Annotated in this window: 19 protein-coding genes; 7 read left to right on the top strand and 12 right to left on the bottom strand. The window is 62.9% G+C overall.

What is annotated here, in order from left to right:
- Window positions 1-2 precede the first annotated feature (2 nt).
- The 3 genes from AC3EMP_RS06695 to AC3EMP_RS06685 are packed head-to-tail and all read left to right on the top strand — an operon-like array spanning window position 3 to window position 4,728.
- A complete protein-coding gene (locus AC3EMP_RS06695) occupies window positions 3-1,919 on the top strand; it encodes a lasso peptide isopeptide bond-forming cyclase (RefSeq protein WP_352710273.1) in 1,917 nt (638 codons plus the stop codon).
- Complete coding sequence (locus AC3EMP_RS06690; RefSeq protein ID WP_352459278.1) at window positions 1,919-2,887, top strand: phosphoenolpyruvate carboxykinase (ATP); 969 nt, start codon at window positions 1,919-1,921, stop codon at window positions 2,885-2,887. Before AC3EMP_RS06695 ends, AC3EMP_RS06690 begins: the two co-directional genes overlap by 1 nt.
- A gap of 5 nt (window positions 2,888-2,892) precedes the next feature.
- On the top strand, window positions 2,893-4,728 hold the full coding sequence (locus tag AC3EMP_RS06685; RefSeq protein ID WP_352597311.1) for an ABC transporter ATP-binding protein: 1,836 nt from the start codon (window positions 2,893-2,895) through the stop codon (window positions 4,726-4,728).
- Window positions 4,729-4,775: 47 nt separating this feature from the next.
- Here AC3EMP_RS06685 and AC3EMP_RS06680 read toward each other — a convergent pair whose 3' ends face one another.
- Window positions 4,776-5,048 carry an exopolysaccharide production repressor protein gene (locus AC3EMP_RS06680; protein ID WP_023711266.1) on the bottom strand — a complete coding sequence of 91 codons (273 nt, stop codon included), beginning with the start codon at window positions 5,046-5,048 and terminating at the stop codon, window positions 4,776-4,778.
- Between the two features lie 607 nt (window positions 5,049-5,655).
- Between AC3EMP_RS06680 and AC3EMP_RS06675 the strand changes: the two genes are divergently transcribed.
- From AC3EMP_RS06675 to AC3EMP_RS06665, 3 genes are all read left to right on the top strand, one after another.
- Window positions 5,656-6,333, top strand: coding sequence for a sugar transferase (locus AC3EMP_RS06675; protein WP_023668816.1), 678 nt, complete (start codon window positions 5,656-5,658; stop codon window positions 6,331-6,333).
- Window positions 6,334-6,551: 218 nt separating this feature from the next.
- Window positions 6,552-7,775: a polysaccharide biosynthesis/export family protein gene (locus AC3EMP_RS06670; protein ID WP_032894632.1), complete on the top strand. Its 1,224-nt coding sequence runs from the start codon at window positions 6,552-6,554 to the stop codon at window positions 7,773-7,775.
- A gap of 177 nt (window positions 7,776-7,952) precedes the next feature.
- The gene (locus tag AC3EMP_RS06665; RefSeq protein ID WP_352597312.1) at window positions 7,953-9,044 is read left to right on the top strand and encodes an acyltransferase family protein; all 1,092 of its coding nucleotides are present in this window, start codon (window positions 7,953-7,955) and stop codon (window positions 9,042-9,044) included.
- Between the two features lie 10 nt (window positions 9,045-9,054).
- On the opposite strand, the gene AC3EMP_RS06660 is transcribed toward AC3EMP_RS06665, so the two are convergent.
- The 5 genes from AC3EMP_RS06660 to AC3EMP_RS06640 all read right to left on the bottom strand — a co-directional run bounded on the left by AC3EMP_RS06660 (window position 9,055) and on the right by AC3EMP_RS06640 (window position 16,396).
- Window positions 9,055-10,338, bottom strand: a complete 1,284-nt coding sequence (locus AC3EMP_RS06660) for an O-antigen ligase family protein (RefSeq protein WP_023689977.1) — start codon at window positions 10,336-10,338, stop codon at window positions 9,055-9,057.
- A 275-nt stretch (window positions 10,339-10,613) separates the two neighbouring features.
- The gene (locus AC3EMP_RS06655; protein ID WP_352459279.1) at window positions 10,614-11,441 is read right to left on the bottom strand and encodes an SDR family NAD(P)-dependent oxidoreductase; all 828 of its coding nucleotides are present in this window, start codon (window positions 11,439-11,441) and stop codon (window positions 10,614-10,616) included.
- A 96-nt stretch (window positions 11,442-11,537) separates the two neighbouring features.
- Window positions 11,538-12,023, bottom strand: coding sequence for an acetone carboxylase subunit gamma (locus AC3EMP_RS06650; RefSeq protein ID WP_023729650.1), 486 nt, complete (start codon window positions 12,021-12,023; stop codon window positions 11,538-11,540).
- Window positions 12,020-14,224 carry a hydantoinase B/oxoprolinase family protein gene (locus tag AC3EMP_RS06645; RefSeq protein WP_352710269.1) on the bottom strand — a complete coding sequence of 735 codons (2,205 nt, stop codon included), beginning with the start codon at window positions 14,222-14,224 and terminating at the stop codon, window positions 12,020-12,022. Before AC3EMP_RS06645 ends, AC3EMP_RS06650 begins: the two co-directional genes overlap by 4 nt.
- Window positions 14,225-14,236: 12 nt before the next feature.
- Window positions 14,237-16,396 (bottom strand): hydantoinase/oxoprolinase family protein, encoded by a 2,160-nt coding sequence (locus tag AC3EMP_RS06640; protein WP_352710266.1) that lies wholly within the window; start codon window positions 16,394-16,396, stop codon window positions 14,237-14,239.
- Between the two features lie 110 nt (window positions 16,397-16,506).
- On the opposite strand from AC3EMP_RS06640, the gene AC3EMP_RS06635 reads away from it, so the two are divergent.
- On the top strand, window positions 16,507-17,286 hold the full coding sequence (locus tag AC3EMP_RS06635; RefSeq protein WP_023834390.1) for a helix-turn-helix transcriptional regulator: 780 nt from the start codon (window positions 16,507-16,509) through the stop codon (window positions 17,284-17,286).
- Between the two features lie 19 nt (window positions 17,287-17,305).
- Here AC3EMP_RS06635 and AC3EMP_RS06630 read toward each other — a convergent pair whose 3' ends face one another.
- The 6 genes from AC3EMP_RS06630 to AC3EMP_RS06605 form a co-directional block, all read right to left on the bottom strand.
- Entirely contained in the window at window positions 17,306-17,887 is a 582-nt protein-coding gene (locus tag AC3EMP_RS06630) for a DUF1349 domain-containing protein (RefSeq protein WP_023738080.1), read from the bottom strand.
- 15 nt (window positions 17,888-17,902) lie between these two features.
- Window positions 17,903-19,342, bottom strand: a complete 1,440-nt coding sequence (locus AC3EMP_RS06625) for an aldehyde dehydrogenase family protein (RefSeq protein WP_352842900.1) — start codon at window positions 19,340-19,342, stop codon at window positions 17,903-17,905.
- Window positions 19,343-19,507: 165 nt separating this feature from the next.
- A complete protein-coding gene (locus AC3EMP_RS06620; RefSeq protein WP_023745190.1) occupies window positions 19,508-19,993 on the bottom strand; it encodes a hypothetical protein in 486 nt (161 codons plus the stop codon).
- Between the two features lie 99 nt (window positions 19,994-20,092).
- Entirely contained in the window at window positions 20,093-20,974 is an 882-nt protein-coding gene (locus AC3EMP_RS06615) for an ABC transporter permease (RefSeq protein WP_023707792.1), read from the bottom strand.
- Complete coding sequence (locus AC3EMP_RS06610) at window positions 20,971-21,930, bottom strand: ABC transporter permease (RefSeq protein WP_031196280.1); 960 nt, start codon at window positions 21,928-21,930, stop codon at window positions 20,971-20,973. The genes AC3EMP_RS06615 and AC3EMP_RS06610 overlap by 4 nt, the downstream gene beginning before the upstream one ends.
- Window positions 21,931-21,967: 37 nt before the next feature.
- On the bottom strand, window positions 21,968-23,611 hold the full coding sequence (locus AC3EMP_RS06605; protein ID WP_023703589.1) for an ABC transporter substrate-binding protein: 1,644 nt from the start codon (window positions 23,609-23,611) through the stop codon (window positions 21,968-21,970).
- Window position 23,612: the final 1 nt, after the last annotated feature.

Below are 23,612 nucleotides of genomic sequence, written 5' to 3'. Positions count from 1 at the left end.
CGATGAGCGGCGTCGCCGGAATTCTGCTGAGGCAGGAAGGCAGGCAGGCCGCCGCGGCCGACATCCAGCGCATGCTTACCCGCATGCAACATCGCGCGCCTGACGGCAGTTCGTGGTGGATGGACGAGGGCGTCGTTCTTGGCCACGCCTGGCTCAACACCACCAATGAAGCTGGCCCCGGCCCGCTGACCATGGCCGGCGGCAAGCTCGCGATCACCGCGGACTGCCGGCTGGACAATCGCGACGAATTGCTGGCCAGGCTTGGCATCAGGGACAGTTCGGTTGCCGACGCCGTGCTGTTGATGCGCGCCTATCTGCGCTGGGGCGAAGCCTGCCCCGAGCATCTGCAAGGCGACTTCGCCTTTGCCATCTGGGATGGCGAGCGCCGGCAGCTGTTTTGCGTGCGCGACCATTTCGGCGTCAAACCGTTCTACTATCATTCGAGCGACCGGCGCTTCGTCTTTGCCTCGGAGATCGGGCCGATCCTCGATGCCGGCGGCGTCGACATGCGCATCAGCGAACACCAGATTTCGGGATTCCTGGCCGGGCTGCCCGACGATCCGCAGTCGACAGCCTATGCCGATATCTTCCGCCTGCCGGCGCGCCACAGTCTGACAGTGACCGGCAACCAGGTGGTGCTGCGCCGCTACTGGCAGATCGAACCCTCGCCAAGGCCGATGCGATCGGATACGGCCGAGGAATTCCGGCATCTGTTTTCGCAATCGGTCCGCAACCGTATGCGCGGCACGCCTGCGGTCGGTGCTATGCTGAGCGGAGGCCTCGATTCCTCGTCGATCGCCTGCGTGGCGGGCCTGCAGAATGCCGCGCAGCGAAAGCCGAGGCTGCCGACCTTCTCGCTGGTGTTCGAAAAGGGTTCGCCGATGGACGAGCGGCCTTTCATCGAGGCAGTGCTTGGACAGGAGAAGGTCGACGGCACTTTGATTTCCGTCGGCAACTATGCGCCCTTCGCCGAATTCGAACGCATTCTGGAGGAGCAGGAAGAAACGTTTCTTGCGCCCGGCCTGTCGCTGACCCGCGACATCTACAGGACCGCCGGCGCCAAGGGCATGAGGGTGCTGCTGGACGGCCATGGCGGCGACGAGGTGGTTTCGCAGGGCCACGGCCATCTGCACGAACTCGCCGATGCCGGCAAATGGATGGAGCTGTGGCGCGAGCTGCGCAGCGCTTCCAACACTTATGGCGACGGCATGCTCGGCCTCTACTACAAGTTCCTTACCCTTTACGGGCCGGCCTGGCGCATCGCGAGAATCAAGCGGTTCGCGAACCGCGTGCTTGGCAAATTGCGGCGCCATCCCACTGGGCGGCCGGCGACGAGCTGGCGCGCCCTGATCAATCCGGACCTGGCGATGCGTACCGACCTCGTCGAACGGTTCCGCAGGGCCGGCTATATGCCGCCCGCGGTCAGCGCCAGCGAGACCTTGACCCATCGCTGGCTGCTGTCGAACGGCATGGTGCCGCACGCCTTCGAGGTACTCGACAAGGCGGCGGCGAATTTCGGCGTCGAGCCGCGCTACCCCTTCTGGGACAAGCCTCTGGTCGAGTTCTGCCTGGCACTGCCCGGCGCGGAAAAGCTGAACCAGGGCTTTGGCCGCTCGGTGTTGCGCCGTGCCATGGAAGGAATTTTGCCCCCGGCGGTGCAGTGGCGGCGCGACAAGATCGATTTCACCTCCAATTTGGTCAAAGGCATGCTGGGCAATCACCGCGATCTCCTGGACAAGGTGCTGGTGAAAGATGCGGCGCGGATTGCCCCTTACGTCAACCTGCCTGAGGTGACCGCCGCCTATGGCCGCATTTCCAGCCAACCCGAGGCCGCGACCTTGCCCGATGTCCAGTATGTATGGCGTTCGATTTCGCTATCGTTGTGGCTGCGGCAGGTGCAACAGCGCGGGAGCCACTGATGATGCCGGCCAACATGCCTCTTGCCGCTGATGACCGCCATGCAATTGCTGCTCGCGCACAGCACTTGTACAAAGCCTATGGGCTGACGATCGCTTCGCAGGTCGAACTGCCTGAGCTAGAGCCGAGCGAACCAGCTTGCGTCGATGTGCTGATCACGGTCGGCCCGATCGACCTGCCAAAACCCTCGCCCGAGACCGGAACCGCTTTCCGTTTCGAGCCGCGGCAGCAATATTTGGCATGGCAGACGGTCGGCGCCTTCCTGATCACCGATGCCTGCCGGATCGAGGTGGAGCCGGCGCCCGATGTCGACGATGCGCTGCTGGCGTTTCCGCTGCTCGGTCCGGTCATGGCACTGCTCCTGCACCAGCGCGGCCTGCTCATCCTGCACGCCAGCGCCATTGCGGTCGGCGGCAAGAGCGCTGTCTTCATGGGCGACAAGGGCGCCGGCAAATCGACGACGGCGAGCGCGATGATCCGTGCCGGGCATCGATTGCTGACCGACGATGTCGTGGCGCTCGATCTCACGGACCGGCCGATGATCGTTCCGGGTTTTCCGCAGTTGAAGCTCGCCGCCGATGCCGCCGCCGCGTTTCCCATCCGCCAGGCAGAAATACGCCCGCAGGTGCATGCGGCGATCGACAAGATGCAGCATCGCCTGCACGCCGGATTTGCGGCAGACGCGGTGCCGGCGACCCGGATCTATATCCTCGAGCGCGGCGATAAGGCAGCGATCACGCCGCTGCCAGGCATCGGCGCCCTGCCGGCCATCATCAAATTTTCCTATGTGACGCGTTTCGGCCGTCCAGCCCTGGTCGGCGATTTTGCCACGACACATCTTCGCCAATGCGCGGCCCTGGCCAGCCAGATCGGCGTCTGTCGCCTCGAAGTGCCCACCGGGCTCGACCGTATCGGCGAAGCCGTCGCCCTGATCGAAAACGATCTGGCGGCCGACAAAGGGCCGCGGTGACTGACATGTCCGCATCGCAGATCCTGCGCTTTTCGTTTTACCGCGATGTCGCCGGCTTCGGCGCCGCCATGGCCCGGATCGGCGGGCGCAGGACCTTCACGGCATTGCTGTTCCTGATCCTGGGAAGCCTGACCGAAGGCATCTCGATCCTGCTTCTGGTGCCGCTGCTGCATCTGGTCGGGCGACCCGAGCAGAATTTCGCGGTCAGGTTGCCTGACCGCGACTGGGTGCGCTGGCTGGCGCCGGACGGAACGCTGCAATTGACCACGGTGCTTTGCCTGCTGGTCGGGCTTGTCGCGCTGCAGGCGGCGTTCAACCGTTATAAATCCGTCTACATGGCGCGGCTGCTGCTCGACTTCATCAATCGCCTGCGCATGAACCTGTTCGAGAGCATCGGCAAGGCGCGGTGGGGGATATTCGCGCGCATGCGCATCTCGGATCTCGACCATGCGCTGACCGGCGATATCGACCGCGTGCAGTCGGCGGCGTTCTCGCTGCTGATGCTGGTGCAGATCGCCGTGCTTCTGGCGGGTTATCTCGTTGTCTCGCTGTTCATTTCGACAGTGATGACGGCGTTTGCCATTGTCGTCGGCATCGTCACCTTCCTGGCACTGCAGCCGTTTCGGGCACGAGCCAGCGCCTTCGGCCGGGTTTTGACCAGCAATCGCCAGGAGCAGTACCGAACGGTCTCGGAGTTCCTCGGCGGCATCAAGGTGGCCAAGAGCCTGAATGTCGAGGCGACCTATTACGCGCAGCTTCGCGCGACGCTGGAGAAGATGAAGGCCGACAACATCAACTATGTGCGCAACAGCACCATCGGCACCGCTCTGTTCCAGGTCGCCAGCGTCATTGGTCTGAGCCTGTTCATCTATGTCGCTTTGGTGCGCTTCAACCTCTCGCTGGCCGAGATCGTTGTCCTGCTTCTGGTGTTCATGCGCATCGCGCCGCGTTTCATGGACATGCAGATGCAGGCGCAGCAGGTGCTGATCAACCTGCCGGCCTATGCCTCGATGCGCGACATGCAGGCGCGTTTCGATGCCGAACGCGAGCCGGCAAACCTCGAATCGGATGCCAAGCTGTCGCTCGATGTCGGGCTCAACATCCGCAACGTCTCCTTTGCCTATGAGGCCGGCGGCAAGCCGGTGGTGAGCGATGTGACGTTTGGCCTTCCCGCCGGCAAGGTAACGGCGCTGATCGGTCCGTCAGGCTCGGGCAAGAGCACGCTTGCCGACATGCTGCTTGGCCTGCTCGAACCGAGCGAGGGCAAAATCCTGGCCGATGGCGTCGAGATCGGCGCCGCCAACCGCCGGCGCTGGCGCGACCAGGTGGCGTATGTGCCGCAAGACGTGTTCCTGCTGCACGATACGATCGCCGCCAATCTGCGCCTTGCCGCGCCGCAAGCCAGTGACGCGGAGCTGTGGACTGCACTGCGCGCTGCGCATGGCGCCGACTTCGTCGAGCGGCTGGAGTTGCGGCTCGACACGGTGGTCGGCGACCGCGGCGTCCGGCTCTCGGGCGGCGAACGCCAGCGCATCGCGCTGGCGCGCGCGCTGCTGCGCAAACCTTCGCTGCTCATTCTCGACGAGGCGACCAGCGCGCTCGACTGGCAGAACCAGTCCCTGATCGCCAAATCGATCGACGGCTTGCGCGGATCGATGACGATCCTGACCATTGCGCACAGGCCATCGATGATCGCCTTCGCCGACTGGGTGGTTGCAGTCGAAAACGGACGAATCGTCGAAGTCGGGCAATATCAGAGGTTGAAAGCGAAGGCCGGCAGCCGCCTGTCGAAAATGCTTTCAGGCGAGCAATCGGAACCCGAGCCGGCCGAAGCAGGCTGAGTCCGGCTGCAAGATGATCCGAGGCCGACCTTGCGGCTTCAGACTGTTCAATGCACGCTGCGCCTCGCCGAGAGCTTCTCGCCTTCAACCGCCTTGTCGGCGCCGAGGCTTCTTTCGGCGTCGCGAGCCCTGTCGGCCGATGTCGGCGCGCTCCTGGCGATCATAACATACACCAGCAGGAAATAACCGACTTGGATGAGGACAGCGCAGCCGATGACGCGAAGCACCGTTGTGGTGACCGTCGCGCCGTCGACATAGGACCACGCGACCACGATCGCGAGGGCGAAAACCATTCCAATGACGAATTTTGGTAATGACATGTTCGGCGGCCCGTCAACCGGCCCGAGCATGCAAAAGCGATGACTTACCCACCCGAGTATCTCCCCATTCGCCATGCGAGCTTATTTAGCTGCTCTTTTTCGGCCGGTTGCTTCCGGCCTTCCCAACCCATCCAGACTCTATCAGGAATAATTTGCGACTCTATTAAGGCGCGAAACTGACGGCAAGGGCAACCTGCAATAATTTTCGGCTTGGCGGCGGCTTGGACTCCGCCATGCTGCGATGCACACGCAGGGGTGGTGACCTAACTCGTCATGCGCTTTATACTACAGTAGAATCTACAACGTTGATTAGTATTTTACTTGATTAATTTAGCAAAGCCAGTGATTCGAAAATCAGTTAAAGCCGTTCCCTCTGCGGCAAAGGACGATTTGCCCAAAACCCGCCGAAAAAATGCATTACATTTCCTACGGTTGCTAATTATTCGTCACAAACCCGCCATAAAGGGCAAAATTTGGGCAAGGAGGGTTTATTATTTAGTCAATTCCTGACGTGACTATTTCAGCCATATGGGAAATTGTGTGTTGCGCTGCAGCATTTTTTTGGTATCGTGGCATAAACCATCCGTTCAACGTATGGAGCTTTTGCATGAGGGACGTTGCCAAGTCGGCCAATGCGGCATTTTCGCATGTCGGCGTAGATTTTCCGCCACCCATCGGCGGGCTGCTGAAGCGCAGTTTCGATATTTTCGGTTCACTTGTCGGCCTGGTGGCGCTTAGCCCGCTGTTCCTGATGGTGGCCCTTCTGGTCAAGCTTTCCGACGGCGGCTCGATCTTCTACGGCCACAAGCGCATCGGACGCGGTGGGCGGATTTTCCCCTGCCTCAAGTTCCGCACCATGGTCGAAGACGGCGAACGTGTGCTGGCCGCCTATCTCGCGGCCAATCCGGAAGCCAACGCCGAATGGATCGCGACCCGCAAGCTGAAGAACGATCCGCGCGTCACCCGCGTCGGCGCCGTTCTGCGCAAGCTCAGCCTCGACGAGCTGCCGCAGATCATCAACATCCTGCAGGGCGACATGAGCCTTGTCGGGCCTCGCCCGGTGGTGCGCGACGAGCTTGAGATCTACGGCAGCGCCGCGGTCTATTATTTGAAGTCGCGGCCGGGCCTGACCGGGCTCTGGCAGGTCAGCGGACGCAACGATGTCTCCTATGACAGTCGCGTCGCGTTCGACCGTCACTATGTCGAGAACTGGTCGCTGTTCGAAGACGTTCGCATCATCCTCAAGACCGTGCCTGCGGTGTGGATGTCGCGCGGTTCCTACTGACCGACCGCAACTGGTCAGCAATCGGGCCGGTACGGCCCGAAGCCAATCCGGTCCAAAGCTATTCGGCGATGGGCCGGTCTCGCATTGCAGCCATAGTATTCTGCCAGGTTCCGAAGGAGGCACTCGGCAGCAGGCCTATCGGGCGGATGGGGCCAAAACGGATCGGAAACGTTCAGTTGAAAACAGACATATCAGCGTATTTTCGCCTTGCCGGCCCGATGCGGCCGGCACGGCTCGTCGCCACGTGCCTCGCTCTGTCGCTCGCGGTTCCGGCCATGGCCGACGAGTACCGGCTCGGCTCGCAGGACAAGCTCAACATCCGCGTCGCCGAGTGGCAGACGGTGGAAGGCACGTTCCGTGACTGGTCGGCGGTAAACGGCGAATATTCGGTCGGTCCAGCCGGCAATTTGTCGGTGCCGTTCGTCGGCGAACTGCCGGCCGCCGGCAAGACCACGTCGGAGGTTGCGACCGCGATCAGCGTCGCCCTGCAGCGCAAGCTTGCCTTGTCGGACAAGCCGGAAGCCTCGGTGGAAATGGTGCAGTTCCGGCCGTTCTACATCTCGGGCGAGATCCAGACGCCTGGCCAGTTTCCCTATGTGCCGGAGTTGACCGTGCTCAAGGCGATCAGCATCGCCGGCGGCATCCGGCGCAACGCCGATTTCGGCACCCAGCTCGGCAAGGATCTGATCACCGCCAAGGGCAATTTCGACATTTATGACGACCAGCGCGTGCGGTTGATCGTCAAGCGTGCCCGCATCGATGCCGATCTCGCCGGCAAGGAGAGTTTCGAGGCGCCTAAGGAAGTCGAGGGCGACCCGCGCCTGGCGACAATCGTCGCCGACGAAATGCAGATCCTGATCTCCGACCAGAAAGCGTTGAAGCTGAAGCTGCAGGCGCTTGACGATCTGAAAGGGGTCCTGCAGTCCGAAATCGAGGCGCTGCAGAAAAAGATCGTCAACCAGCAAAAGCAGGTCGACCTGGCGCAGCAGCAGGCGGACAGTATCGGTCCGCTGGCGCAAAAGGGCTTGGTCGCCAACGCACGCCTGCTTTCCTCGCAACAGTCGGTCACCGATCTGCAGGGCAAGATCCTGGACTATGAGACGGCGATCCTCACCGCCAAGCAGTCGGTCAGCAAGGCGACGCAGGATGCCATCGATGCCCAGAACACGTTGAACTCGAGACTTGCCGCCGACCGGCAGCAGGTCGAAGCAGACCTCAACGAAGCCGCACTCAGGGTCAACATGCAACAGGGCCTGATGGCCCAGGCATCGGACCCGGCCACGACCGCCGCCATCACAAACCACAATGAAGAGCCGGCGCTCATCTATTCGCTGGTGCGCGTGACGGACGGCAAGACCAGCGAGATCGACGCCAAGGAAGATACGCCGGTGCTGCCGGGCGACGTCATCAAGGTGAAGCTGGCGCCGACGGCCAGCCAGTAACCTGTTTGTTTGGAGCAATTCCGGACGGAAAACCGTTTCCCACTTTTCCCGGAATTGCTCTAGCGCTCGGGCTCGCTCGGCGAGGCCCGCGCGATGGAGGCGGGAGGAACCAGTTCGGCTCGTTCGCGCCAGGGTGCGGGCGGGAACTTCCGTTTTTCGACCGCTTGAAGGCATTCCATGCAGCCCGCCGCACCGCGCCACGTCTACCTCAATCTCGATGCCATCCGCGGCGTCGCGGCGATCAGCGTCATGCTCTACCACTTCTCGCCGTTCCTGGCCGCCGGCAAGGTGCTGCCGTCGAGCTATTTGGCCGTCGACCTGTTCTTCCTGCTCAGCGGCTTCGTCATCGCGCATGCCTATGACCGCAAGATCGAAAACGGCATGGGCGTCGGCACCTTCGTGGCGATCCGCCTGATACGCCTCTACCCGCTCTACCTCGCCGGCACGCTGCTCGGTTTCTTCTATCTCGTCGTCAAGAACCGGCTGATTCCGGCGGAATACATGCCGATCTCCGAGATTGGCACCATGCTGACGACCGGCATGTTCTTCATCCCGCTGGTCAGCGATGCCTATCACACGATCTTTCCGCTCAACCCCGCGTCGTGGTCGCTGTTCTTCGAGCTGATCGTCAACATAGCCTATGTCGCCGTCTTCTTCCTGCTGACGAAACGCGTGCTGAGCACGCTCATTGCCGTCAGTCTGGTGCTGCTGGTCATCGCTTCGATCGTGGCCGGCACCCTCGACTTCGGCATGACCGGCTCGACCATCATCAGCGGCCTGCCGCGCGTCTGTTTCTCGTTCTTCCTGGGCGTGCTGCTTTGCCGGTCCATGACAGGCTATCAAAGCGGGCTCGGCTTTCTGCGGCGCGGCTGGTGGATAGAGGCCGCGATCGCACTGACGCTCGTCGTCTTTGCCATCGCGCCGGCCGGCGGCGCGCGCGTCGCCTACGATCTCGCCTGCGTCGTCTTTGTTTTCCCGGCGCTGGTGGTGGTCGGCACTATTGCGCCGACGGCGCCGCGCCTGTCAGGCCTCTATGGCTGGCTGGGGCGGATTTCCTACCCGATCTACATCATCCACACGCCGCTGCTGATGATCATCGCCGGGGCGGGCAAGGCCGCAGCGATCGACCCGTTCGCGCATCATCCCTGGTTCGGCATCGTCATGGCGGTTTCGGTCATCGTCATCGCCGACATCGCCACGCGCGTCTATGACGAGCCGTTGCGCCGCTTCCTGCAGCGGCTGATGCTGCGCAAGCGCGCCGTCGCCTGAGATAAGCAAGTCAGACGCGCGCCGGCATGCGGCCGTTGGCGGTGTTCTCGTCCGGCACCGGAACATAGGCCCGCCTTGCCCTGGCGAGCGGCACCGGGCGCAGCTTGAACAGGCCGTAATAGACGATGAACGAGGCCATGAAATAGGGGCCGAGGATCTCGACCTCGAAGAAGGAGCGGATCAGCATCATGCCGACCGCGCCGGCGAGCACCACCGAATCGGCGCTCCAGTCACCGAACACCACCTTCGAAACATGGCCCCAGAAGGAGCGCAGGATGATCAGCGCCAGCATCGTCACGCCGATGAAGCCGAGCTCGACCAGCGTCTCGATATAGGTGTTGTGGAAATGGAAGCCGGTGCGGGTGGAGATGTAGAACTCGGCCCAGAGCCGTTCCGGATCGGCAAAACCCTGGATCCAGTAGGCGGCATAGCCATAACCGAGCACCGGACGCTGCTGCGCGGCGGCCCAGCCCTGTTCCCAGAGATAGGTGCGGCCGGTCAGCGTCGAATCCTTGCCGAAGATGCCGAGCACGACATCGAGCAAGCCAAGGTTCAGCGCAGCCATCACACCGCCCACCAGCGCCGTAGCGCCGACGACGAACAGCACGCGGCGGTAGCGGCGTGACAGAACCTTGCTCATGGCAAGCAAGGCAACGACACCGATCACCGCCGGAAGCGAAGCGACTGACGTCGCCGAGTGGGCGATCGCCAGCATATAGACGGACAGCAGGATGATCGGCGCGGTCCAGACGAAGCTCATCCAGTTGCGCCGGTAGAAGGCCAGAAAAGCGAAGCAGAAGAAGATGCCGAGCGAGGCGAAGAAGCCGATCTGGTTCTTGGAGCCGAAGGCGCCGACGAAATTGGTGGTGCCGTCGATAGTGTCGAGCGCATAGGCGCCAACCTTCAGCGAATACAGCAGCACGATGAAGATGCCGATCAGCGAGCCCAGCACCAGCGTGCGCGTGCTGATGGTGCGCGCCGCGATGTAGGCGCACAGCATGTGGGAGAAATATTGCAGCCCCGCCCGCGCGCTGGTGCCGGCCGCTTGCGACCAGAACAGCGACAAACAGACATAGGCCGCAAACAGCAGCGGCAGCCAGGCGCTGGAGAGATCGCGGGCGAAACGCCGGTAGTCGACGAACAGCAGCGGCAGCCATACCAGATAGTAGGCGAGGATCAGGATCTGGCCGAAATTAGTGGAGTAGGCGAAGGCAAAGACCGACACCGCAACGGCGAAGGCGGCATAGGCCTTGTTGTTGTCCGGATCGATCAGAATGGATTTCGGGATCTTCATATCCGTACCGGATTCCTCATGCTGCCGCCTTTCAGCTGGGCTGAAGCGCCCATGGTCGGCTTTTCTGCGTCATGCGCGATCGCCGGAACCTGCCCTTGCCGGATCCCGATCAGCGGGCATCCATTGTGCAGTGCACAATATAACCTCTATCGCCTGTCACTCAATGGTAAATTTGCCGCGAGGGGTAAAGTTGCCGCAGGCAGGGCCAAAACGAACATGCAACCGACAAATGGCGTTAATGCGGCTCGCTCGTTCGAAAATTCAAACTGTGGCCGCTACCACAGCGCTCCGCCGGTGATCTGGATGTTTTCCATGGTGATGCCCTTGGCCAGATCCGAGCACAGGAACACGGCTAGAGCCGCGATTTCCTGCGGCTGCAGCATGCGCTGCTGGGGATTGCCCTTGGCGATCTCGGCCATCGCTTCCTCGGCGGTTCTGCCGTTGCCCTCACGCTCGACCACCTGCGCCACGTTGCGGCGCATCAGTTCGGTCTCGACCCAGGTCGGGCTGATCATGACGCAGGTGACACCGTGCGCGGCGCCTTCCAGCGCCACGCAGCGGGTAAGGCCGAGCAGCCCGGCCTTCGAGGCGCAGTAGGCCGGGTTGTCCTTCCAGCCGACGGAAGCCGCTGTCGAGCCGATGTTGACGATACGGCCCCAGCCGCGCTCGATCATGCCGGGCAGCACAGCTCGGGTGACGCGGAACGCTCCGCTCAGATTGGTGTCGACGATCTTGTCCCACAGTGCGTCGGAATGGCCGCAGACCGGCTGTTCGGCGGTGGTGCCCGCGGCATTGACCAGTATGTCTCCCGGGCCGATGGCGGCCTGCGCGTCGGCTGCAAACCGGTTGGTCACATCGCTGTCGCGGACATCGAGATGGGCGGCATAAACCCTGGTGCCGTGTGCCGACAGGGCCAACCGCACGCGCTCGATTTCATCGGCGCCGGGATAGTAGGCGGCGTCGGTTCTGTCGGCGCCGGCGGGGGCGATGTAGGAGCCGACCGCTACATTTGCGCCGGCCTGCGCCAACGCCGTCGCAATGGCGAAGCCCATGCCGGAAAACCCGCCGGTGACGATCGCACTGCGGCCGGAAAGGTCTGTCATGGGCAGTGAATCTCCGATGCCGACGTTTGATGCCATAGTCTTAGACCCAGCCCGGTGACGAGCGCTACCTTGCCTGCAGCGCTGGTCACCACGTCGCTAAAGCGGTTTGCCCAGCCACTCGCGATAGAAGCCTTCGAGATCGGGTTCGAAATCATGCACGATCGGATAGCCGGGTGCTGCCGCCTCGACCTCGTGCATGGTGCCGCATTGCGGGCAGATGAATTCGCGGATTTCCATCCATTGCGGATCGGGGATATCGCTGTTGGGATAGATCTCGCGCAGCGCTGCCTCGGTGTTGCGCACGTTGATCGCGGCCTTGAGCTTCCAGTTCTTGCGGTAGTCGCCGAAGGAGTGGCCGCATTCGCAACGGGTGATGCGCTCGTCGCCGCTCTGGCAGATGAACAGGTGATCCGAGACCGGCAGCAGGATCGGGTCCTTCCAGGTGACACGGTCCTGATAGACGGCGAGCATCTTGAAGAAGCGGTCGTCGTCCTTGTAGGCGCTCATGATGCGCTTTGTCTGAGGCCAGGGGAGCTTGCCGGCTGAGAGATCGCCGAGGACTTCCTTGCTGTACGAGGTCATGGCTTTGCTCCCGGCATGAAGATCGATCTGGCGTCGACGGTCCAGAAATCGCTGAAATCCCTGGTGAAGCGCGACGACAGCTTGATCGCGCTGGCATACATTTTCTTCACCTCGGGCGCGAAGTCGGCCTTCTCGACACGGCCGTGTTCGGCAGCGATCCAGTCGGAAACCGGGATCGCCTTGGCCAGACGCTCTCTGCGCATGGCGGCACGACGTTCGACGGTGGCGTCGATATCGGCAACCGGATAACCCTCGGCGTCGTCCTTCAGCACGATGCCGAAAATCTGGATCGCCGCCTGGCGGGTGAGAAAACCGTTCTCGACATCCCAGGCGGTCTTGACCGGATCGCGCTCCAGCACGTCGCCGTAACCGCCGCCACCATTGTAGGAATGGCTGAAGATGTCCCCCGACTTGTGCGGCGAGGTGATGTAGGGGCCTTCGACCACGGCATGGTCGCCGCCGATGTTCTTCTCGTAGTCGGAGACATGCGGATCGATACCTGGGGCATGCGCGAGCGGTTCGCCTTTTGCCGCCAGTTCATGGATGTTGGAATTGCGTACCGCGCGATGCTTCTGGCAGGTCGGCGCGGGATAGCCGCCACACATGCCGCCATTGTCGAATACCCGCGAGGAGTGTTCCGAGGTGTGCAGTCGCAGGTGCGAGGTCTTGTTGATCAGCCAGGTCGAGACGAAGGAACAGCCGCCGCGATATTTGCCGGCGCCCCCTGAATTGGGGACGATCGAGCGGCCGATATAGACCATCGGCATCGATTGTTCCCAGACCTCGATGTTGCCCATGTCGGATTCCGGATTCCAGCCGACATAGGCGGTGTCGAGGCCATCGGCGATGGCCAGCGCGCCGGAGCCGGCGGCGGCGCATTCGAAATGCGCCATGCCGAACGGCGTACCGTACTGGCTTTCGCCGCCCATCTCGATCATCGGGCTGTTGACCTGGCCAACGAAGGCCTCCTCGACGAAGCCGCGCGCGACGAAGCCGCGCGACAAAAGGCGCTGGAACACGCCATAGGCCGGCAGCAGCAGCGCCCAGGATGTGGCGGTCGCCACCATCTCATTGTCGGGGTTGGTCCAGGTGCCGTGCGGCAGCTTCAGCTCGGTCGCCATCCAGGCGCCGTCATTGACCAGGCCCTCGAAATTCATGTGCTGGGTCAAGGTGACGAACATGCCGCCATCCATGCCGGCCGGCGTGCAGTTCATCGAATGGTAGCCCCAGGGCTGCGTGCCCTCGAAGTCCATGGTGATCTTGCCGTCGGTGGTGATCTCCATCTCGATCGGGATGTTGTAGAGCCAGTCGGGATCGCCAAGCAGCTGGAAGCCGGGCTTGCCCGCCGTGACATGGCCGTAGAAGGTGTGGCCACGATAAATGCCGGGCACGGTGAGCTGGCGGGTGCGGGCGAGCTGGGCGCGACGGCCCTCCTCGATGAACTCCTTCGACACCTTCATCCAGTAGTCGAGGCCGATCTCGGAGATCAGCTGCTTGACGCTTTCGCGCATGTCGATGCAGGAGGCGACCTTGGCCTTCTCGTCGAGCACCCAGTAGATCGGCATGCGTAGATTGCGCTCGCAGCGGATGACGTAGTCGCGGCGGATCTCGTCATTCTCGCCGATCTTCTCGGCGCAGACGAACAGGCCTTCGGTGAAGCGCTCCTGCGCCAAGCAGACGTCGCCGCCGGGCGTGATGCCGCCGGCTTCGAGCTCGTGGCAGACCGCACCGGCCCAGCCGACCAGCGTGCCTTGATGGAAGATCGGCACCACGTCCATGACGTCGGGCACCTGCACGGTGCCGATGAAGGCATCGTTGTTGGCAAAGATGTCGCCTTCGCGGATCTTCGGGTTTTCCTCGTAATTGTTCTTGATCATCCATTTGATGAAGCGGCTCATCGTGTGGACGTGGACCATGATGCCGTTGGACAGCGCGATCGCATCGCCCTCGGGCGTATAGATCGCCACCACCATTTCGCCGACTTCGCGCACGCCGGGCGAGGCCGAGATGCGGCGGGCCATTTCGCGGGCCGAGACGCAATAGGCGCGCAGCTTGGTGTGCAGCGTCTCGAATTTCAGCGGGTCCTGGTTGCGCAAGGTGAGCTCGGTGATGCCGTCATAGCAGCCGGTCTCTTCCATCAGCCGTTCTGAATCGAGCAATCGTTCGCGAAGGCGCAGGGCCGAGGCAGGTTTGTCCAACATGGCGGTGCCCTCTCAAGAATGGGTGTAGTGCAGCAGCGTCCATTCATCGACATGGACACGGTCCTGCGGATGAACGACGAGCGTCGTCGCGGGATGTTCGATGATGGCCGGACCGATCACCTCATGGCCGGGCTGCAGTAGGTCCATCTCGTAGAGATTGGCCTTGTGCCAGCGTCCCCCGATATAGGCCTCGCGCACGCCCTTGTGCGCTGCTGCCGGGGCCGACTTGCCGAGCGGGCGCTTCAAGAGCACCGGCTTGACCTTGTCGGCGGTGGCGATCAATCCGAGCTCGGTGATGGTGAAGCCGGCTTCGCCATAGCGCGAAACGCGATGGTTGACCTTGGCGTAGCCCGCCTCGAACTCGTCGATGACCCTGCGCATGTCGTCAGCCGAATTGACCTCGGCAAGCGGTGCCATGACCTCGACATCCTCGAGCTGGCCGGTGTAGCGCATCATCAGGAACGGCACGGTCTTGATCTTGTCTCTGATATGGCCGTCGCTGATCATCTCGTCGACCGCCGCCTTGGTGAGATCATTCCAGACGTCGGTGACCTTCTTGCCGAAAGCGAGCAGCTCGTCATCGCTTGCGCGGGCGCCAATGTCGTGCTGCGTCGACACCGAATGCCGACGCATGAAATCGGCGGTGGTGCAGCCGAAGGCCGAGAAGGCGGCGGCAAACTGAAAGGTGATGATGTCCTTGAAGCCGATGCCCCTGGAGCAGCCGGCCAGATGCAGCGGACCCGAGCCGCCATAGGACAGCAGCGTGAATTCCGAGGGATGGATGCCCTGGCCGGAGATGACCCGGCGCAGCGCGTTGTTGGCATCGGCTTCCAGCATGTCGATCATGCCTTCGGCAGCCTCCTCGACACCGACGCCAAGGATGCTGGAGCATTTTTCCTCAAACGCTTTGCGCGCCTTCTCGACCTGCAAGACGACCTTGCCGCCGAGGAAATAATACGGGTTGAGGCGGCCTAGTATGGCGTCGCAATCGGCGATGGTGGGTTCAGTGCCACCCTTGGCAAAGCAGATGGGGCCGGGGTCGGAACCGGCGCTTTCCGGCCCAAGCGAGACTTTCTTGGTCAGCGGGTCGACCTTGAGGATCATGCCGGCGCCGGCGCCGATCGTGTCGAGATGCAGGGTCGGCACGTTGAGCTTGAAACGGTCCATCAGCGGCTCGTTCTCGATCCGCGTCTGGCCGCGCGAGATGACGCCCATGTCGAAGGAGGTGCCGCCCATGTCCGAGCAGATCAGGGAGTCGTTGCCGATGAGCTTGCCGACATAGGCCGCGCCGAGAATACCGCCGATCGGGCCGGAAATCATGGTTTCGTGCAGGCGCGGATGGTTGATTGAGGTCAGGCCGCCAAAGGACAGCAGCGTCTGCACGCCGTATTTGAAGCCGTATTTTTTCGAAACGTCCTCGATACCCCTAAGCTGCTTGCGGCCGCGCGACGTCGCGTAGGCTTCGATCAGCACCGAGTTCAGACGCGACTGTTCGCGGATGACCGGGCGGACCTCGTGGCTGGTGTAGATGAGGATGTCGGCGCCGGCTTTCAGCACCTCCTCGCGGCATATCTCGGCGATGCGCTTTTCGTGCACCGGATTGACGTGCGAGAAGATGGTCATGATGCAGATCGCCTCGACCTTGTCGGCAATCAGCTTCCTGGCCGCAATCGCGACTTCATGCTCGTAGAGCGGCAGCACGATGTCGCCGAACTGGTCGATGCGCTCGGTGACGCCATGGGTGCGACGGCGCGGCACCAGCGGATCGGGATGATGGTGGGTCACCGCATGCAGCCGGTCGGCATAGGAATAGTCGGCCCAGGCCTGCAGGCCGCGACCCATCAGGATCATGTCTTCCAGACCCTTGGTGGTGATCAGGCCAAGCCGGCGCCCGGTGCGCGACAACAGTGTGTTGAGCATGCCGGTGCCGGAATAGAGCACGACGTTGACGCCGGAGAACAGCTGCTCCAGCGAGATGCCCCAGGCGTCGGCCGCGTCTTCGGCCGATGCGAGGAAGCCTTCGGCCTCGTTCTTCGGCGTGGTTGCCGACTTGCCGATCTTGAAGTGGCCGTCCTGGTCGACAAGGATCGTGTCGGTCATGGTGCCGCCGGCGTCGATGCCGATGACGATTGGATTGCCGACGATGGGGCTGGTGAGGTTGGGTTGGGTCACGGTCGCCTCAGGATTGCTGTAGGATGGCTCAAGCTAGATTCCTTGGGCGGCCTTGCGCCATATGCCAAAAGACACAATGTCCGCCGGACCGGGATAGCCGAGAAAAGGGCATGCGCATGGGCAATATCTGGGGGCCGCTCGCCAGGGCGATTGCCGCCACCGGTACGGACAGGCATGTCGACTGCCTGATCGACCTGATCGGCGCCGATATCGAGCACGATCTCGTCACCGTGACCCGATATTCGGCGACGCAGACGCCGGAATTCATCAAGCACCGGCGCTTCTCCGACGAGATGGTCCGGCGCTATCTCGACAATTACTACGTCTTCGACCCGTTCTATGCCTCGTGGCGGCGTGAACGCCGGCTGGGCATCCTGCCGCTGAAGCGGCTTGCCGACGACGAAGCCAAACGCGGCCAGTACATAGCCGGCTTCCTGGCGCAGTCGGAGATCTGCGACGAGGTCGGCATCATGCTGGCCGATGGCGGCGACTGGTGCCTCGGCATCTTCCTCGACCGCTCGACCTCCACCTTCAAGGAGAGCGAAATCGCCCTGCTGGACGAGCGGCTGCCGGTGTTCGAGGCCTTGCATGCGCTCGACATCAAGGCGCGCGGCACCGAGTTCTCCCGCACATCGGCGCCGACCGGCCCCGGCGCCTCGCCCCGGCAAGAGCCGACCATTCCTGCGAGCCTGTGGCCGGAACTGTCGCTGCGCGAGCGGGAATTGGTTCAGTTGATCCTGGCGGGACATCCGACCGCCAACATCGCGGAACGGCTCGGCATCGCCGTCGGCACGGTGAAGAACCACCGCCGCCGCATCTACGAGAAGCTCGACATAACCACCGAACGGGAGCTGTTTTTGCAGTTCTTCCAGCATCGGGCAGACGGTTAGTCCGCCATCGATATGGCCGTCAGTCGTGCAATTGCCTGGAAATCGGCGGGCCGACAGTAAAGCCGGAGAATGTTACCTCAAACCCTTCGCGCTGCGGCGAGCAGCACATCATGCCGACATCGACGGATTTGGAGATCGGGAAATAAGCCAGCCGCACCGGCTTCCACTTGCCATCGGTGGTATCAAGATATTGGATGCGGATCGCCTCGGCATGGCGGGTCAGCCGGATGCGCACGCCGTCGGGGCCGGTGGGAATGCTGAGCAGCGACCAGTCCGAGGTGTCGTTGGTGACCACCACCGAAAAGTAAGCCAGCCCGTCGGTGTATTCGATGCCGGCCTTGATCCAGTGCGTTTCACTCAGCCGCAGCATCAGCCCGGCCTGGTCGTAGAGCACCTTGTAGTCGCCCTTGACCGTGACTTCGGCGCTGAAGTCACCCTCGACCGGCCGATACAGGAAATGGCCATTGTCACGCCAGAAACCGTAGAAGGTTTCGCGCCAGAAGTCGGTTTCCCCGGCGGTGCGCACATGCACGATGCCATCGCCGAAGGCATGGTGCGGCGGCGGGTTGAGCCAGGTCAGGTCCTCTTTCGCCGCTGCCATCGGGTCACCCGTCGATCAGCCGGCGAATGTATAGGCTGTCTTCACCGTGGTGTAGAACTCCGCGGCATAGCGGCCCTGCTCGCGCGGGCCGTAGCTCGATCCCTTTCGGCCACCGAACGGGACGTGGAAATCGACGCCGGCGGTCGGCAGATTGACCATCACCATGCCGGCCTCGGAATTGCGCCGGAAATGCGTGGCATGCTTGAGGCTAGAGGTGCATATCCCGGAGGTCAGGCCGAAGGGCGTGTCGTTGGCAACCGCAAGCGCCTCGTCATAGTCCTTGACGCGAATGACGTTGGCTACCGGGCCGAAGATTTCTTCCCGCGAAATGCGCATGGCGTTGGTGCTCTCGGTAAACAGCGCCGGCCGGAGATAGAAGCCGGGCGTTTCGCGATCGAGTCGCTCGCCGCCGAAAGCGAGGTTGGCGCCTTCCTGGCTGCCGATGGCGATATAGTCCTCGTCCTGCTTCAGCTGGCTCGCATCGACGACCGGCCCGATCTGCGTCTTTGCATCGAGCGCATCGCCGATGACGAGCTTTTCCAGTCGCTCCTTGAGCGCGGCGACGAAGCGGTCGTGAATGCCTTCGGTCACCACCAGCCGGGAAGAGGCCGTGCAACGCTGGCCGGTCGAGAAATAGGCGCCGTTGATGGCGCATTCGACCGCCGTGGCGAGGTCGGAGTCGTCGAGCACGACCATCGGGTTCTTGCCGCCCATTTCGAGCTGGAACTTTCGCATGTGCTCCACACTGGCCGCGGCCACGCGTTTGCCGGTGCCGACCGAGCCGGTGAAGGTGATGGCGTTGAGGTCGGGGCTGTCGAGCATGGCCTGGCCGACCACCGAGCCCTTGCCCATGACCAAATTGAGCACGCCTTTCGGCAGGCCGGCGCGGTGCAGGATGTCGACAATGGTCCAGGCGCTCTCCGGCACCAATTCGGCCGGCTTGAAGACGATGGTGTTGCCGTGGGCGAGCGCCGGCGCGATCTTCCAGGTGGGAATGGCGATCGGGAAATTCCACGGCGTAATGATGCCGACGACGCCAACGGCCTCGCGGGTGATCTCGACGCCGACGCCCGGGCGCACGCTGGGCACCAATTCACCCGACAGGCGCAGCGTCTCGCCGGCGAAGAAGTCGAAGATCTGGGCGGCGCGGATGGTCTCGCCAATGCCCTCGGCCAGCGTCTTGCCCTCTTCGCGCGACAGCGCGCGGCCGATCTCGTCCTTGCGCGCCATGATCTCGTCCGACGCCTTTTTCAGCACGGCGTGGCGCACCAGCGGCGCCGAACGCGACCAGGCCGGGAAGGCGGCTTTGGCCGCCGCTATGGCCTGCTTTGCCTGTTCGGCGCCGGCCGAGGCATATTCGCCAACGACATCGCCCGTGTTCGAGGGATTGATGTTGCGCGAGCCGGCCTCGCCCACCCACTCGCCATCGATCAGATTTTTACGAAACAGGCTCATGTCGCGGTTTCCTTGTATTGGTTCGCTGGCGGTGCCGTATGCCTGAATTATTTATCAGACAAATGACGACACTGTGAGGGCTGAAATCTAGCTGCGGACTGGATAGCCGATGGCGCGCGGCTATGAAAGCCGCGACCTCAAGATGGACAATATGAAGCGGCCCTGTCAGGTCGGAAAAGTCCAGAACAGGCAAGCCAGCGTCGCCGCGGCGAAGATGACGAAGAACAAGCTCCTGAGCAGGATGTTGCGGCGCAGCCCGTTCATGGTGAAATGGCTGCCAACGATGGCCGCGGCGAACAGGAAACGCCAGTTCAGGAGCGCCCACAGCACGCTGCTCTGGCCGAAAGCCCAGCGGGCGACGAGACAGCCGACAATTGTGGCGAACAGGGCAATCACCGCCCAGAACAGCGCATCCGCAGCATGGGTCAAGACGATGCCGGCGGCGCGGATCGGCAGGATCATCATCAGCATGGCGCCGAAAAAATAGACGGCGGCGAGCGGCAGGAACGAGCGGGCATCGGCAATGCCGTCCAGCCGCCTCACGCCGATCGCGCCATAGGGATAGCCGTGCCTGGCCACCGCCAGGCTGAGCGCCATGAGCAATGCGGTGAGCACCGCGACCAATGCGAATGTAATGAGGGCCTTGCTCATGCCGTTCCTTTCTTTGAGGCCTGTCAGAGCCGAATCACGAGGAACGATTTTAGCGCACGGTCCGCGATTGCGCGTCAGCTTTGCTGAGCGTTCCGCTCTTCACCGATCGCTGTTTTCGAAGGCGCCCATGCCTTGCGCGATCAGATTGGTTGCCATGACAAGCGAAACGATGGCTGCGGAGTTGAAGATCACCACCCACCATTTGCCGCCGGTCAGGAAGCCGTAGCCGTCGGCGACCGCCAGTCCCCAATCGGCTGAGGGAGGCTGGATGCCGAGGCCGAGGAAGCTCAGCGTGGCGATCGAAAAGAAGGCGTAGCCAAGCCTTGTGACCAGCTCGATGAGGATGGTTTCCCTGACATTAGGCAGGATCTCGAGGAACATGATGGAAAGAGCGCTCTCGCCGCCGAGACGGGCGGCGCTGACATAGTCGCGTTCGCGCTGCTCGCGCACGGCGGCACGCACCGTCCGTGCCACCAGCGGGGCATAGGCGATGCCGATCACAAGGATGACGGTGAGGTTCGATGGCCCAAGCGCGACCAGCGCCATGGTGACGAGGACGATGAAGGGAAAGGCCATCAGCGTGTCGAGCAGCCTGGCGCCGATGGCGTCGATCAGCCCGTCGAAATAGCCGAGCACGAGGCCAAGCACGCTGCCGGCGGCAACGCCGAGCAGTGTTGCTGCCGGCGCGACCAGCAGGATGTCACGCGAGCCGACGACGATGCGCGACAGCACGTCGCGGCCAAGTTGGTCGGTGCCGAACCAGTGCGCGGCATCAGGCGGCGCCAGCATGACGAGGAAATCCTCGGCATAGGGATCGTAGGGCACAAACAGGCTGCCTAACACGGCGCAGCCGACCCAGAACAGCAGGATCAGCGATCCAACGATCACCGAGGGCGGCAGCTGCGAAACAGTCTCGCGGATGCGACTTGCTGCCCGCCAGCCCAGCGTACGGCGCTCCGGCAATTCCATCAGTTCCATCATGGCGAAACACGGCGGCGCTGCCGCGGATCGAGCAAGGCATTCACGAGATCGCCTGCCGCGGCCGACAGCACGAAGATGGTCGCCATGACCAGCACGCCGGCTTCGAGCATCGGGAAGTCACGCGACTTGGCGGCGTTGAGCACCAGATTGCCGAGACCCTGTATGCCGAACAGCGCTTCGATCACCACCAGCCCGCCAAGCATGTAACCGGTCTGCGTCGCCAGCACGGCGATGGTCGGCGTCAGCGCATTACGCAGCACGTGCCGGATGAGGATTTCGCGACGCTCAAGGCCTTTCAGGACGGCGGTGCGCGTATAGTCGGCGGCCAGCGCCTCGATCACACCGGCCCGCGTCATGCGGGCGATGTAGCCGGCAAGGTTCAGCACCAGCGGCAGCGCCGGCAGGATCAGATAATAGCCACTGACCCACAGCCCGGCGCCATCGGGAGCAGCGCCGGTGATCGGGAACCAGTTCAGCCACAGGCCGAAGACGATGAGCAACAGCAGGCCGGAGACGAAGTCCGGGACGATGCCGAAGGACACGCCGGCGAGTACGATCAGGCGGTCGACAAAGCGGCCCTGGTTGAGACCGGCGACGATGCCGGCACCGATGCCCAGCGGCAACAGAAAGACGAGGATAATTCCGGCAAGGGCCGCCGAGCGCTTGAGGCTTTCCAGAACGAAGGGCGCCACCGGCAAACGCAACGACAGGGAGGTGCCGAAGTCGCCTGACAGCACGCTGCTGAACCAGTGCCAGTATTGCACGAGCACCGGCTGGTCGGCGCCGAGCTGCCTGTTCAGCGCCGCGACGGCCTCGGCATCGGCGAACGGCCCGAGCATGAGGCGGGCGACATCGCCGGGCAGAACCTGCCCGGCGAAGAACACCAGCATGCTGACCAGCCACAGCGTGAGCAGAAGCGAGGCTGCCCGCACCGACACAGTGCGGCCGGTCAGCATCGGATTCCGGTGCCCGGAGTGGCTGGACGTCTCGCAATCATGCCTGGGCGAACGTCACGCGATCGAGCAGCAGATGCGAGATTGCCGTGAAGCGGACGCCCTCGACCTTCGACGAGACGATGCGGCTGTATTGCGAGAAGTAGCTGATGATCAGCGGCGTCTCGTCCAGCAGCAAGGTCTGGATCTTGCCCGCGGCAAGGCGTTGCGCCTGAAGGTCGCGGGCCTTGCCGTATTCGAGCAGCAGCCCGTCATAGGCCGGGTTGTTGAAATGCGCGGCGTTCCAGGCGCCCGAACTCTTCAGCGTCGCGTTGAGGAAGATGTCGGGCGTGCCGCGATGGCCAAAATCGGTAATGCCGAGATTGGAATCGAGCCATGGCGACGAGCCGAACTTCGCCGAGCCATAATAGGCGTCCTGCGGCAGCACGTTGAGCTTGATGTCGATGCCGGCCTTCTTGGCAAAATTCTGGATCAGCACGGCATAATCGGGAATGTCATAGGCGCGCTCGGTGGTCAGCGTCACCGGGAAGCCGTTCGGCACGCCGGCCTCGCCAAGCAGGCGCTTGGCCTCGGCGATGTCCTGCTTGCGCTGCGGTACCGACGGATCGGCCGAGGGGAAGATCGGCGCGAACGGGGTGTCGTTGCCGATGATGGCGCGGCCCTTGAGCAAGCCCTTGACCACCGCCTCGCGGTCGATGGTGAGCGCCAAGGCGCGGCGGATGCGCTTGTCGGTGAACGGCGCCTGGTCGGTCCTCAGATGCACCTCGTCATGCGAACTTGCCTGCACGCTGAGCAGCTTGAAGTTGGGATTGCCCTCGATCGCCAATTCCAGCCGGGTCGTGCTCGGGATGACGTCGAGCTGGCCGGCCTGCAGCGCCAGCACCTGCGCCTGCTCGTCGTCGAAGAACTTGATTTCGACGCGGTCGGGCAGCGCCTTGTCGCCCCAATAGTCAGGGTTGCGCACGAAGCTGGCGCCCTGCTTGGGGCGGAAGGATTCGAGCTTGAACGGGCCGGTGCCGTTGAAATTCTTCTCGAAATCGCCGGCATAGTCGGCCGGCAGGATGACGGCATTGTAGACGTCGGACGAGACATAGAAGGGGAAGTTGCTGTTGGGCCCGTCGAGATCGAAGGCGACTGTCTGGTCGTCGACGACCTTGGCGCCGCCCTTGGACAGGATGCCCTTATAGGCCGACAAAGCGGACGAACCGCTGGCCGGATCGACCAGCCGCTCGAAGCTCGCCACCACATCCTTGGCGGTGACGGTGCGGCCGTCGTGGAATTTTACGCCCGGCCGCAATTTGAAGGTCCAGCGGCTGGCGGTCTCGTCGGCCTCCCACGACAGAGCGAGCTTGGGCTGCAGACCGTCCTTGGGATCGTCGAGGATGAGATATTCGCCGACCTGGCTGATGACGCCGATGCTGGCCGGATCGGTGATGGAGACGGGATCGATCGCCTTGGTCGGCTGTCCGAGCCCAACGCGGACCGTGCCGCCGGCGCCGGCAGCGCGCGCCGTGCCGAAACCAGCAAGTCCCTGCGAGGCGGCAAAGCCGGTGAGGCCGATCAAGGCTGCGTATTTCAGCAGATCGCGGCGCTTGAGGAAGCCGGCCTGGTGCTCATCGACGGCGACGTTCCAGATGTCGCCGGACAGATTGCGAAGCGTATCGATGTCGTTGCGTTTGGTCATT

The sequence above is a fragment of the Mesorhizobium sp. P160219 genome, from assembly GCF_057786095.1.
Note: the sequence above shows the minus strand (reverse complement) of the source record. Positions and strands in the feature narration are given on the sequence as shown.

Excerpts from the sequence above, each read along its gene's own strand:
- AC3EMP_RS06670 (WP_032894632.1), top strand. The coding sequence starts at position 6,552 with ATGCGGCCGGCACGGCTCGTCGCCACGTGCCTCGCTCTGTCGCTCGCG.
- AC3EMP_RS06655 (WP_352459279.1), bottom strand. The coding sequence starts at position 11,441 with ATGACAGACCTTTCCGGCCGCAGTGCGATCGTCACCGGCGGGTTTTCC.
- AC3EMP_RS06660 (WP_023689977.1), bottom strand. The coding sequence starts at position 10,338 with ATGAAGATCCCGAAATCCATTCTGATCGATCCGGACAACAACAAGGCC.
- AC3EMP_RS06620 (WP_023745190.1), bottom strand. The coding sequence starts at position 19,993 with ATGAGCAAGGCCCTCATTACATTCGCATTGGTCGCGGTGCTCACCGCA.
- AC3EMP_RS06645 (WP_352710269.1), bottom strand. The coding sequence starts at position 14,224 with ATGTTGGACAAACCTGCCTCGGCCCTGCGCCTTCGCGAACGATTGCTC.
- AC3EMP_RS06675 (WP_023668816.1), top strand. The coding sequence starts at position 5,656 with ATGAGGGACGTTGCCAAGTCGGCCAATGCGGCATTTTCGCATGTCGGC.
- AC3EMP_RS06635 (WP_023834390.1), top strand. The coding sequence starts at position 16,507 with ATGCGCATGGGCAATATCTGGGGGCCGCTCGCCAGGGCGATTGCCGCC.
- AC3EMP_RS06605 (WP_023703589.1), bottom strand. The coding sequence starts at position 23,611 with ATGACCAAACGCAACGACATCGATACGCTTCGCAATCTGTCCGGCGAC.
- AC3EMP_RS06690 (WP_352459278.1), top strand. The coding sequence starts at position 1,919 with ATGATGCCGGCCAACATGCCTCTTGCCGCTGATGACCGCCATGCAATT.
- AC3EMP_RS06665 (WP_352597312.1), top strand. The coding sequence starts at position 7,953 with ATGCAGCCCGCCGCACCGCGCCACGTCTACCTCAATCTCGATGCCATC.
- AC3EMP_RS06610 (WP_031196280.1), bottom strand. The coding sequence starts at position 21,930 with ATGCTGACCGGCCGCACTGTGTCGGTGCGGGCAGCCTCGCTTCTGCTC.
- AC3EMP_RS06685 (WP_352597311.1), top strand. The coding sequence starts at position 2,893 with ATGTCCGCATCGCAGATCCTGCGCTTTTCGTTTTACCGCGATGTCGCC.
- AC3EMP_RS06650 (WP_023729650.1), bottom strand. The coding sequence starts at position 12,023 with ATGACCTCGTACAGCAAGGAAGTCCTCGGCGATCTCTCAGCCGGCAAG.
- AC3EMP_RS06630 (WP_023738080.1), bottom strand. The coding sequence starts at position 17,887 with ATGGCAGCGGCGAAAGAGGACCTGACCTGGCTCAACCCGCCGCCGCAC.
- AC3EMP_RS06615 (WP_023707792.1), bottom strand. The coding sequence starts at position 20,974 with ATGATGGAACTGATGGAATTGCCGGAGCGCCGTACGCTGGGCTGGCGG.
- AC3EMP_RS06625 (WP_352842900.1), bottom strand. The coding sequence starts at position 19,342 with ATGAGCCTGTTTCGTAAAAATCTGATCGATGGCGAGTGGGTGGGCGAG.
- AC3EMP_RS06695 (WP_352710273.1), top strand. The coding sequence starts at position 3 with ATGAGCGGCGTCGCCGGAATTCTGCTGAGGCAGGAAGGCAGGCAGGCC.
- AC3EMP_RS06680 (WP_023711266.1), bottom strand. The coding sequence starts at position 5,048 with ATGTCATTACCAAAATTCGTCATTGGAATGGTTTTCGCCCTCGCGATC.